This window comes from Pseudomonas sp. ES4, assembly GCF_050586665.1.
GTDB lineage: Bacteria > Pseudomonadota > Gammaproteobacteria > Pseudomonadales > Pseudomonadaceae > Aquipseudomonas > Aquipseudomonas frederiksbergensis.
Map to the genome: position 1 here is coordinate 89,343 of NZ_JBOBDO010000001.1, position 12,946 is coordinate 102,288.

The following is a 12,946-nucleotide window of genomic DNA, read 5'->3' on the forward strand; positions in this document are numbered from 1 at the left end:
GCGTCACCCTAAAACCAGATAACTGCGTGCAAGGCAATTTATTCAGTGAAACAACAAGCGAATTCAGACAACACTTCCGTCGTATCGATTGACAATCTTCAAATAGCTAACACGTGAACTGTCCTCACCATTCTTACCAGTAACGGAATTAGAAGGAGTGCCATTTTCGTACATTGTTGCAACGCCAGGTGCAAGGGTCTTCAAAAATACGGAGGTGGCACGAACATGCCACAAATAATATTCCAAATCTGGAAAGGCCCAATGTGGCCCAGTTATCCAATGTTCAGCCGTTACTAAATTATGTGCCAACAACATATTCAATGGCGGAATATTTCCCTCAAACTCCACCAACATCACTTGCAAGGAAAAACTTCCCTTCTGGGTAGTGCCCAGACAATCCAGTTCCCACATCACCCCTTCCGGCGTCAGCAACTGCTCGCTCTCCAGTGACGGGCTGACCACCACGCCGAGATTTTCCCCACGCATTAACAGCCTGATTTTTTTGTTCAGCCATTGGCTGCCAGGTTTTGGCAGTACCGTAAACGTGTGCTTTGCCCCATGGCAGGGATAGGCATTCGCTCCGAAGGGCACCGGAAACTCGTCGTACTTAGCCTCCAACTCCTGCGCAAAATCTAATATTGCGCCCGGCAACGGCGGTGACTTCGGCACTTCAACAAATTGAGGCATGGCAAATTGCAATGCAAAAGATCCGCTAGACGCCGCAGTCGCTTTGATAGTCCAACTTAAAGAAGTGGTTCCTTCCGCCATTTCAACCAACTGCCCCAAAGGTGGGTCAAAAACCAGGCCTTGTCCCTCGTTGCCAGGTTGGTACTCCAGCGCAATCTGGGCATCCGGATCGCCAATCAGCCAACTGTATTCATAGTCCAGCTTCAGCTCGCAAACTCCTCCTGCAAATAATTTCAGATCCAGGTCGTCCCACCTTATCCTCTGGCCATTTACGTACGGCATGAATTCCTGATACCAGGTAGAAAAATTGATTTGTTTAGATTCAGTGCTCACTGGATAACCTCCTGTTCGATATCCACAACCGGCACGACAGCCCGCACAACCCTACTGATAGCCGGCGTCTGTTCTTATCCACGCTTTACTAACAATGATTTTTATGCCCGCTGCTCACATTAAAACGTCAACTTCACTCTAGAAGTGTTAATCACGTGGTACCCGGGCATTCCCTTCGGCACCTGCTCTCGTCGCAGCAGCCTTAATGCTTGGATATTCAGCATCACCCGTTATTGTCATAAGTAATTGTAGCCACCCAAACTGCCTCACCATTATTGTACGGTGGTTCGAAAATCTCCTGGCAACTATCAAACTTCCCCTTTACTCGTGAAAGAAGTTGGAACCAACTCAAATTCAATATGCTTTACATCCCAACCACCATATCCCCCCCGCACGGTAGCTGCTAAACGCCCCCGTCTTACACCAGGCAATCTGAACGACACCCGGGCGATCCCTTTGTCATCCGTGCGCGTCGGAAGAAGCGTGACGTTTGGGTAATCCCACATCACCTCAACATCTTGCAAAGGCTCACCCGTCATGGCCGAACCTACAGTAACGACCGCTGAAACCGGAGTCCCTATGGGTGCAATTGGATTCGGACTGGAAAGCGCCTGTATTTCCCGTGGATGGTTCAAGAAATACGGCAAAGAAACCGACACCGAGTGAAGTTCCTCGCCCACCGTCGCGGTCAGTTCGCCCGCTCCCGGAGTGGTTGGAGTAAAGCGAATTTTCGCCACTCCATAAAAATTGGTCCTGACAGACACCGGCTCCAGCTCCGAACCTTCCCAGACAACAACCATTCCAACCATCGGCTTGCCTGACAAAGCAGATACAACTATCACCTGTGCCTCAAACTCTGAGCCCCAGTCAATAAACTCGAAACGGCTGTTGATGGCGGACATTTTTATGACTCTCGAACTGCTCCCCAGTGACACCGCATTAAGAGGCGACAGCGCCAGCAGTCGCGAGGCTGCGAGCCGGAAGGAAAAGCCTCCGTCCTTCTCGTCACCGGCAGTCAGCGTGAAGGGCAGTTCATCCTGCAACGGCCGCCATTGCCCGAACGTGACCGGGCCCATTGTCAAAGCCAGTTCACTTGGCCCGGTTCCCGTCAGTCCAAGGGCCAGGTGCTGACCATGCAAATAGCTGTCCTCGTTCGCCGATACAACAAAATCGAACTGACCGTTTCGTCGGGGGAAGAACGTCGTCTCTGCCCATTTACGAACGGTAGAGTTGTCCTCCGACTGAACGTCAAGGTCCAGCCAGGGATCGTGATCCAGAGCAAAGACCTCACAGATCTCATTGGCGAAAGTGCCGTCATATGGATTCACGACCCGCGCGTCGACACGATTTAATCCAGGCACCTTCGCGTCATAGTCATGACCAGCCCATCCATCCGCATCAGTCTCGGACTGCATTTGTCGGGATGTCGAATCGCGCCACTGCACAGGCATTCCCGAAGCCGGCAAGCCGGTGAACCATGACAGGAACTGAACCTCTAGCCAAGCGTGCTCACCTTTACTCAACACGGGGTCAATTGCTGCGTGACGCACAGCACCCACCTTGAGTTTGTTGTGATCCACCTGGTAAAGCTGCTCAGAAGACTCATAGGAAGAAATCGAGTACGGATGGAACTGAAGCTTGAAATGTGCCTTTCCCGAACTTTTTGAACAGTCAAACGCGTATCGCACGCCGCCTGCCGTGACAAGTGCGGGCGTTTGAGTGTTTGGAGTAATCTCTATCTTTTGCGGCAATGGCTCAGTGATTGAACTCCAAAACATTTCAATCCCCTGCAACGGACTGAATGCATTGGGTAACAGGGTCAACTGGTGAATCGCACCGATGCAAGGATATAGAGGGCTGCGACCGATCGGCGAAGGCATTTGATCAAACACCAGCGTCACTTCATCATCGAAATTCTCAGCCATCAAACGGCCTGTCAGTTCCCGCTTGCGCTGCAAATAGGCGCTTTCAACCTCCAGCTCAAAAATACCGCTACGTTCGTTGCCGGATCTGATTGTCCATTGCAAACCCTCGTTGGTCAGTAAAACAGGACTCCCCAGGGGTGGTTCGAAAACCAGACCCAGGTCCGGGTCGACGCCCTTCCGCCAATTCAGGGTAATCATTTGGCCAATGAACGGGCTGTCCGAGCGTTTCGGGGCAATACCAAAGGTATGGGGTTTGCCGCGCCAGCACAAAATGCCCGCCCCTTGGCTCACGATAGGCTTGGTATCAAAAAAGAAATCAATGTCGTCTTTCCACTCGCTGGTGGTCAACGCAACGATCGGGAATGGACGTGTCAGAGGAGTGGCACCTTCCCGTACTTTGATATGTGCCACCATCTCGTACGGGTCAGCCTCAGCCGGTTTATCGAAGGCACTGGACCAGCCATCGATGCCGGTGTAAGTGGTGAAGCTGCCATGGGGCCAGATCCACTCCACCTGAACATTGAGTGCCGGTTTATTGTTAAGTGTCAGTACCTGCACCATGCAGTACACGCTATCGCCTTCATCCACCGCCGGTGACTTGTTGGCCTCCCGCACTTCGCCAATCTTGAGGTTGTTGTATGCCAGCGACATTGCATTATCACGCGAGTCGTGCAAGAGCATTGGACTTGAGAGAAACAGACCGAATGGCGCGTCAAGCACATCGCCGCACTCAAGCGTCCATTCAAGTTCGGTGCCCGTGACATCCCTCGGCTCGCCAAAGTCAGGCACTGAAGTAATCTCCAGGTCTTCAGGTCCGTACCCACCCTCGCGCCATTCCACGGCAATCTGAGTGTCTGATAACGGGCTATCCGCTGGAATGATCAAGGTAACCGGGTAGGTCGTGCCACGGTCGGGATAGCCGGTTTTTTCGCCCCAGACAGCGGCTTCGCCACCCTCAAACTGGACCTGCACCGTCTTCAATGGATCGTCCTTCAGTACACGGACTTCAAGCAATTCCTGGACTGCAAGGTCTTGGTAGTAAGGACTCGGCACCGATACTTTAATTATCTGTAACCCATCACTGTCGGGTGTGTAGTCGAAAACCGCTTTCCCCTCGCCATCGGAGAGGGCGACATGCAGATCGTCTTCACCCAGGCGCCAGGTAACCTTCACACCCGAAACCGGCTTGCCGGTGTAGTGCGACAACACCTGGACCTCCAGCGGCACTGTCTGGCCATATTCCAGAACCGGCCAAAAAGTGGCACGCTTGAGTACGTTCAACTTCAACCGATGGTGCCCCAGCGATACCGCAATCGGATAAGGATCGGCGGTGTACTTGCTGTAGATATTTAATTCGAACAGATAAGGGGCCTCCCCCTCCAGCTCAGGACAATCAAGCAACCATGGCAATTCGATCCGCTGGTTGATCCCCAATTCAGGCGATGTAATCATCGCTTCCTGCGGGTTGTCATCGGCCCATAAGGCAGTGTCGGTGTCCACCCAATCGCTGTCGGAATGGACTTCAAAACTCAATTCATGACGTTGTTCCTGTGTAGCTCCCAGACACAGATACAGCACCTGGTCAGGATCTATCCGCTGAGTGTCATTGACCAACTTCAGCAATTGCAGCGGCAGCAGTTCAACATGAAGTTCAATGCGGGTGATTCGTATGTCCGCAATGGAAGCGTCGCTCGACGTTCTCTTCGGACTGATCAGGGTAACGTCAAGGTCGTCGCCCTTATGAAGGTCTAACTCAAGCGGCACATACGCCCCCCCTTGATGCAAATCGAGCTCCAAGGGATCCGCGTCGCTGGCCCCTCCAGTGGGGAGCAAGTCGATGCTCAGCTTATCTTTATCCTCAGCACCTTTTTTGCCGATCAGCACTCTGCCCAGCGCTGTCTTGTGCGTGTTTTTGTATAGGAAACCGAGGTGGTAACGTGCGCCCTCTGCAGGCTCGACTTCAACTTCCAGCGTTTGAAAAATCGATGCCTCGTTCTTGAGTTGCGCATAGTTGATGGGATTTCCTTCCCAAGTAGCTCCCTCCACCGAGAAGCCGGCCGGGTTGTTGAGGCTCTCCCAGTTATAGTAGGACTTTTCAAAATACCCATTGAGCACCAGGTTACTGTTCGTGTTGTTTGGCCGCGTCTTCATGATGGCTCCACCTCCGGCTCGAGCTTCGGATCGGCCTGGATTACCCACTCCTGGACTTTTTTGGCAAACGCAGCGTCGCCTACTTTGGCTGTGTAACGGACCTTGATCACGATGTCTGTCATCGATGCCAGCATGGCGGCCTGCTGGGTTCGCAAGTGCCAGGGAAAAGTCAGTTTCCATCGGGAAACCGCGCCGGTGTTCTCGAATGGATTGAGCAAGCCTTCATCGGGCTTGAAGACAGCCATGCCGTTGTCGTCCAGCCCGACAGACAAGGCGACTTGCTGGCCGCTGCTCAAGTTGATCAGCACATCCGCAGGCGCTACCCCGTCGCGAGGACCGTGCAAGTACGCCAGCGATTCGTACGACGGTTGCGTGGCCGTGAAGCTGCCCACCTGCAACAGCGTGGCCCTGGCATCCTCGTAAGCGGATTTGAGCACCGGCAGCGTGACTTCGACGGAACTGATCTGCCGACAGTAGTGGTCCGGGTAGTCACGATCGAACAGTAACTGGCGCAGCTCGAAATTCAGGATGCCTTCTTTTCTCAAATTAGCGAACGCGTCAAGCCAAGATTCAAAACCCGTTTGCCTGCTGGTGGGGTCATCGAACAACTGGCGCAGGGAGATTGTCTTGACCAGTTCCTGGCGTCGCTCATAGCGCCGCAGATAATCAGACTCCATCCGTAACAGATCCGCCTGCAATGAGGAGCCGGCCGTCAAACCGTGACGCTGATCGAGCCAGACATCTGGCCGGATGATGCTTGACGTGAACTCACACGTTTCTGCCTGGAGCGCCCCCTGTGCGCTCAGGCACAACGCCACAGCAGCGTCGTAGGCCTGAAAGTGCAAGGTCTTCATTTGGCCGATCAACCAGCGATACAGCTCCAGGTTGGTGGCCCGTTTTTTCAGGAAATCGAAGAGGCTCAGCGCCTGAGCGTTGGCCTTGAGGGTTTGATCCAGACTGGCCTGGGCCGAATCGATGGCTCGCTCCTGAGCAGTGATTTGAGCATCGATCGCGTTTATTTCGGCGCTGGCCTGGGCCCGTGCCAGCTCCCACTCCTGCTCGCGACGACGATAGCTTTCGGACGTCGCCATTTTATCGGCGGCATGGCGTACGCCATCTGCTGCAATCTGGAAGCCCAAAGCTACAGCCTCGGGCACACCTCCCGGCCTATGGCCGCCGCTTGCAACCCCAAAAATGTTGGGAATCGCGTCAAGGATGCTCGCTGCGGTCCTGAATCCGGTAGAGCCGCTCGCCAGAACGATTGACACATCGAGCAACGTCATGACTTCATACTCGTCTTCGGAGATCCCCCCCTCATACAGCTGTTTGAAATGTAGTTGACGCTCCTCGACCATTATCCGACTGCGCTGCAATGCAATCAGGCTGGCGCGCTGTTGGGCAAGGGATTCTTCTTGCACCTGACGGGCAAAATCGCCCAGTTCGGTCAGATGCCGCTGCTGCATTTCCTCCTGCTCGACACGATCCTGTTGCTCGATCAAGCGGAGCACCTCGTTGCCAAACTCCTGTAGCAATTGCACCGAACGCATTGCCACTTCAAACAATACTCGCCAGCGAAACGCCGGCACCCGCAATTGGCCGCCCATCGGTCGTACGGCTCCCGTACCGCCAGCCGCCAGATGGTTCAACAATGCTCCAGGGTCCATAGCGGTGAACAACGGCATCGACAAAGCCTTGCCGTCAATAGTCAGGTTATGTCGCAGGTTATAGATACGTTTGGCCGGCAGGTCATAGGACTCGAGCAACCGCGAGCTCACCGGCAACTTGAAGGATGTCGTGCCGTATACCCCGGGATGCACGAATTGGGCAGTCGTGACGGGCAACTGGTCGGGCTCCAGTAACAGTGTTTTTTCAAAGTCAGCCAGTGCCGATCGGGTTTCGAGCTCCGCCACCAGATCCTTCAGTGCTTGGGGTGACCATTCGTAGCGGGTTCGACTGTCAGACACTCGGCCCATCAAGTTCAGGGCCCGCACGTATTGCAACTTGGCCGCTACAAGGCTGTCGCGCGTCAGTTGGCGGTACAGCCAGTCGCCCCACGCAATGATGTTGTTCACATAGTCGAGGAAGATCACGATTTGATAATGCCGGGGCGACGAGTAGGCAATCGCGTCCGGGTCGGTTGGCGCAAAGGCTTCGTACTCGATCCTGGCCTGTTTCACCGCCAACGGCCGGCATCGCCAGTAAGCAAGCTGCGCACCGATACTGCCATCGACCGCCTTGGCGGGCGCCTGAGGGTCGAACAGGTAATGCAACCACTGCTGGGCCTCGAGAAAACGATTCTCGTCACGCAAGCGACACGCCACCAAGTGCGGCAAATGGAAGAACAGCTCCCAGAAATACACACCGTTGCTGCTGTCGAACGGGCCGTTCGGTTCAGTCAATTCTGGAAGCGTTGGCTCATTCGGGAACTGGGTCGACCAGTCGAGCACTGCCCCCATTGATACATTGGAGCGAAACACCAGGTCGGCGCCGATCAGCGTGTTCAACCGAACGTACTTGAGCTCGAGTACTGTGTCCGGTTGGTTGAATGCCAGAAACTGAGCGCCTTTATCCGTCGCACCTGCAAGGGGTTTATGAATGCTTGGCAAGGGCCCCTGCGCAGGCAGTGAAGTAGGGACCGTCAAAACAACGGTTTTCCCGTCATCACCTTTTTTTAGTGTGCAAGTAATCGTGAAATTTGCAAACGAAGGCCTGTTTACTTCTAGCCATGGAGTCGACCAACCTCCGTTGAGGGAGTAGCTTCCGGTGATGGAAGATCCGTTATCTCCCGAGTATTCCACCTTCAGCGTGAATTCCTTCTCGGCCCCTGTTTCGCCAGGTTCCTTAAGTGCACAATGCCCCTGAACACGCAATTTGTAGCCAGAACCGTCAGCAACGATGTAAGCCTTGATGCCAAGATAATCGGCGAATTCATCTGTGGCGGTGGAGCTGGAAAGAGAAGGAAAATCGCCTGGTGCTACCCTTTTCTGTACGCTGAGAGGCTCGGCAAACAACACATTGGCCAGATAATCCATGACAGGCCCTTCGTCCGGCAGTTTGCGCATCAGCGGATCACGGGTTTCGTAGATCGCAACGGAACTGTCCGACTTCGCCGTCGCGCCTGCCGTACCATTGGTGAGATGCACAGCCAACCGGCCCTCAGGGTATTGAGTGTCCTGTTCATTTCGCAAGACCACCGCCACCAACCGACAGTCCTTTGATACGTCCTTGTCCAACTGAGACAGGTGCAACCGGATGGGAGGTGACCAACGTCCATTCAACGCAATAAACGCCACTTTGATTTCCAGTTCATAAGGCTTGAGCAAACCCCTGCCCGCAGACCTGTCAAACAGCCCAGTGCGCCATTCGGCCCAAACCATGCACAAACGCCCTTCCCAGAACACCAGTCGGCTGTCCAGCACGCTATCGTCGGTGGGGATGTCCGCCTGCTGCCACTCTCCCCACGCCGTGGGGTTAACCGCGACAGAGTTGGCGGCAAGCTCTATGGCGGCTTTGCGCCAAAAATAACGATAGGGCTCGATACGCTCCCTGCCAACGAAGTAGTAATCGCTCTTCAGCGGGTTGGAGCCGTCCATATAACAGGTGAGAACATTCAAGTTGCAGGTTTCCTCAAAGGTGCGCAGGTACTCTTGCACCCCTTGCTGCACTGAGTCTGCGGTCAGGCGGGCCTGATTCAGATGACCTTCAAGGGCCTTGAACAAACTGCTTTTGCGAATGCGCACAAAAGGCGTGATGTAATCTTCCGGTGTGCACTTGAGCAATTGGCTCGCCGACCAGGGGCCGTAGCTGCTGGCGATATCCCACTCTTGCAGATCATCCGGGTCAAATTTGCGGTCGCTGTAACCCGGCTCGAGCTTTTGATAAACCGCATGGATGTACTGCTGCAGGCAGCTCACGGCTTCCGCCACCCAAGAGGTATTGACCTGCTCGCTGTCCAGAGGATCTGAGCGTAACCATGCGAACAAATCATCAGCCGTTTGCAGACCCATCGGAAAAGGAAATTCTTCCTGGGTATGTTTCGCATTCAAACAGAGGTCAATCAACGCATTGCGCCGCAAAGCCGCCAGTTCACCGAACGATTGCTTGGCCATCACCGTCTCCTGTCAGTGTTAAGTTTTCACGGCTCGCCCTGCCCCTCGCCATGGCGCAAGCCAGCGAACTCATCCGGGTTAAGGAAGTTCTTTAACGAATTTGATGGTTCGAAATACGAGGGAGTTTTCGCCCACCAAAGCCTTGACCTTCACCTGCGCCTCTTCGTCACTGGTGAACGTCAGTTCAGCGACACCCTTGCTGTTGGTCAGAGTATTGATGGGGATTTGACGCAAGGGCTCAATTGTCCACGCCACCTGCTCACCCACAAAGCGGTTCCCATACCGGTCGAGCACCGTCGCTCTGAAGGTAACCAGTGTCCCGAGCAGCACAGGGCCGGGAGGCTCCGGAAAAGGGTTGTCCGTATCAAGGTCCAGCGACTCGCGATCCGGACCGATCTCGACTTCCGGCGCGACGCGTTTTTTGCCCAGGTCCAGCTCCAACGATGGAACAGCCGTGCCCATCAGCGGGCCGGGGTAAAATCTCGCCGTGGCGACTCCCTCATTGTTGGTGGTAACCATTGGCGACTCAAATCGACCCAGCTCGCAGCGCCAATGAACATTGACGAATTTCTGCCTCGCGCCCGCACGGTTTTGCACCGTCACGGTGTACGTGGCGAGGTCTGTAGGATGGTTCGCCACCAACTGCGGTTTGCTAACAGTGCACGTGAGCTGCACATCCTGGCCTATCGCTTCGACGTCATCGGCCAGAGTCGGGTCGGCGCTTTCGGACAAATTGGCACTGACTCGATCCGCAACGGATTCGTAATCATCGAAGACGCTATCCGGGCCCACATTCGCCACGTCCAGAATGGTTTCGGCGTCCAGTCCACTTCGCTGCGCGAACGCTCGAATACGGGTCAGCACATCAAGCTGCACCAATGTGCGGATAAAACCTTCGGACTCATTCGCGTGGACCGCGCAGGCGCGCACTTCCCGGACACTCCAGGCCAAAAGCTCCGCCAGCATTTTCGCCGCCCGTTCCTTAACCAACTCTTTCCCGTCGCCGGCAAGGGGGTCGGGCAAAGCGTTGACGCGTTTCAGGTAATCGAGCAGTTTTTCCTCCGGCTGACCGGTCAACTTGACCGCACGCTTGTAAACCGTGAGGTAATAAAGGGTCGAGAGGGTGAATTCCTGCACAGTCTTCAACCCGAACCATTGGTAACCCACCTGCGTGAAATGCACGAGAAAACCGGCACTCAGTTGCAGCGTCGTGGCCACGTTACTGCGTCGCGAAAACTCGGCCAGCACACTCAGGAACGGATCGCCCGGCGCCTCGGCGGCCTGCCGGCGAGTGGCACTGTCTGCGGCGGCAGGCAAACGATTAAGCACCTCGGACAGTACGCCGTACACCGTAGAACCGGACCATGTCAGCACTGGCAGGACCCGTTCCGAGGTAAGCCCGGCATGCGCGCCCAGGCTTGCTTGCACGACATTGCGCTGGCCGGCCTCGCTGCGCAGCATCACCGCGAGGATTTTCTCGACGATGATCAGTCGCGCGTCGTCGTCGATACCACCAATAGCGGCTGCCACGGCTCGATCGATCATTTCCCGGGCATAGGACTCATACGATTGTTCCGGCGTTTCGGTGAAGTGAACGATCAGCCCGTGTTCATCCACCAGCGCCCGCAACACGTCCAGCCATTGGCGATTATTCGACAGGGTCGGTACACCCACCATGATCAGTGCTTGCTCGGTAAACAACACGGGCAGGAGCTGGACTTGCAATTGGGTAAACAAGCCAAGTTGCGCGTCTGTCGGTTGTGCCGGCTCCACGATGGGCGTCACCTGCTTGATGACCCAATGCACCGGCAACTCGGCGTCGCGACACCAACGAACACAGTCCATGAGGCCGTGGATCACAGTGAGTGCATCCGGTGTTGTTTCACTTCGATTGGTGTTAGTCCGGGGGGTGCCGGCCAGCCGAGTAACCCAATCTTCGCCGCCGAGAATGGCAAGCAGCAGGACGGCCTGGATGGGCGTAATCCCCAGCAGGCGCGGTAACCTGGCCATTCGATAGAAACTGGAAACTATCGGCAAACTGCGCGCAAGCTCTGAGACTCCATGGGCATTGGCCACAAAATACGCAAGGCAGAAATAGGTCTCCAGGTCGATGCTCAGCCCCTTGCGTAACTGGTGGACCGTGACCCACTCCGCGTTGGTTACCGGGATAATCGGAAACCCGACATCGTCGATTTTGAAAGGGTTCAGGAGACTCCCGCCCTCGTTGAAAATGCGATCGAACTGAGCCTTTTCAGTGCCCCGACCGAAGATCGAGATTACCCCGACAAACGCCGCAAAATCCTCGGACGTGCAGGCAAACTGCTCGCGTAATTCCTGGAACAGACCCAGTGTCCGAATGGTGTTGGCCGTCATCTCGTACGTTGGATCAGAAACTGATTTATCTTCAGCGTTCGATCTCTCTTCAGCGTTCATGGCTGCGACGATCACTGCATCGACTTCGTGGCTGGGTAATTGCAGCCAGGCGTCCAGGCGCAGTTTTCGGTTTATGCGGTCGAAACGGTCGTGGCTAAGGTTCCGGAAGTAATTGAAAATCTCAGACCCACTGGTTTCATACACAATGGATATAGGGGGATTGAGCCCCTTATGAATGAAGACCGATCCGGCATGCACCCCCGATACAGGCAGTACAAATGTATCCACAGAACCGGGGCCTGACACATTCTCAGACAAACCGATCGAAAATCCCTCAATCGACAACAACGCTTCCAGGCGCTCATAGTCCAGCTTCGTTCGCTCGTTGAACACTTTCACTTGCCTGAGGTCGCCTCCCAACGGCGCCTGCAGCCCAAAGTAGCGCTGATAAAAATCCCCCGGTTCGCGTGGCGTCTCGGTCAGTATTTTCCGCTGCGCAGGACTAAGTCTCGCGGCCTGGATGAATGACTTGTCATACTTGGCACCCCAAGGTAGTGGGCGAATGAAATACGGAAACGACGGATCACACAGGCGCACGACACTGCCGACCGACTCGTCGCATCGCCGTGTCACATAATCGAGCGTTTCCCAAGGGGTGTGAAACGGCAATGCATTGGGGAAAAAGCGTTCGCTCAAGTCCCTGTCGATGTTCTGCGTCGTGCCGCTCATGTTCTCGATGAAGGTTTCCATTACGCGTGTAATGACCTCCACCGAAGACACCGTGCCATTGACCGTCAGAGTGTCAACCGACAGCGCCTCCAGGTCGGGGCGCCGTCCTGTCAGGGGTAACTTCGTATTATCCGCAGTCCCCAGCCGATGCAGCGCCCAATGCATCAAACACACCAGATAAGCTGCGGGCGAATGAATCGCTTCAATTGCACTGGGTGGGCACATTTCTTCGAAATTTGGTTTGAACAACAGTGAATAGTTCGGACCACTGTTGAGCCCTGCATACGCTTGCACCGGTGCTTCTTCATCGGCCAGCCGGTACTCGATGAACCGACGTACAACCTGCGTCGCCAGACCGTTGATTCGTTCTTGAAAAGCGCGAGCCTGCTGAACGCTCATCCCGTACTCTGACACCAGCCCACTCACGCCTTTTTGCGCCAGAACGCACACCGAACCCTCTTCGTTCAGGTACTTGCCGAGTGCTGAAAACTCTTTGCGCAAAGGCTCGTCGAAGAGTTGCTCGTACAGCTGTCGAGCAATTTGATTGGGGGAGTGGGTCATGCTGTTACTCCTGTGTCCTGGGCATCATCGACGTGAAACGAATGACGGGCCTGTCATTCCCTGTGGCTCCATTAGGTG

General features: G+C 55.0%; 4 protein-coding genes. All 4 read right to left on the reverse strand.

What is annotated here, in order from left to right:
• Positions 1-63: 63 nt before the first annotated feature.
• Complete coding sequence (locus ACQ4OB_RS00410; RefSeq protein ID WP_430954935.1) at positions 64-1,020, reverse strand: hypothetical protein; 957 nt, start codon at positions 1,018-1,020, stop codon at positions 64-66.
• Between the two features lie 308 nt (positions 1,021-1,328).
• Entirely contained in the window at positions 1,329-5,096 is a 3,768-nt protein-coding gene (locus ACQ4OB_RS00415; RefSeq protein WP_430954936.1) for a hypothetical protein, read from the reverse strand.
• Entirely contained in the window at positions 5,093-9,205 is a 4,113-nt protein-coding gene (locus ACQ4OB_RS00420; protein WP_430954937.1) for a neuraminidase-like domain-containing protein, read from the reverse strand. Before ACQ4OB_RS00420 ends, ACQ4OB_RS00415 begins: the two co-directional genes overlap by 4 nt.
• A gap of 78 nt (positions 9,206-9,283) precedes the next feature.
• On the reverse strand, positions 9,284-12,868 hold the full coding sequence (locus ACQ4OB_RS00425; protein ID WP_430954938.1) for a Tc toxin subunit A: 3,585 nt from the start codon (positions 12,866-12,868) through the stop codon (positions 9,284-9,286).
• Positions 12,869-12,946: the final 78 nt, after the last annotated feature.

Excerpts from the sequence above, each read along its gene's own strand:
- ACQ4OB_RS00415 (WP_430954936.1), bottom strand. The coding sequence starts at position 5,096 with ATGAAGACGCGGCCAAACAACACGAACAGTAACCTGGTGCTCAATGGG.
- ACQ4OB_RS00420 (WP_430954937.1), bottom strand. The coding sequence starts at position 9,205 with ATGGCCAAGCAATCGTTCGGTGAACTGGCGGCTTTGCGGCGCAATGCG.
- ACQ4OB_RS00425 (WP_430954938.1), bottom strand. The coding sequence starts at position 12,868 with ATGACCCACTCCCCCAATCAAATTGCTCGACAGCTGTACGAGCAACTC.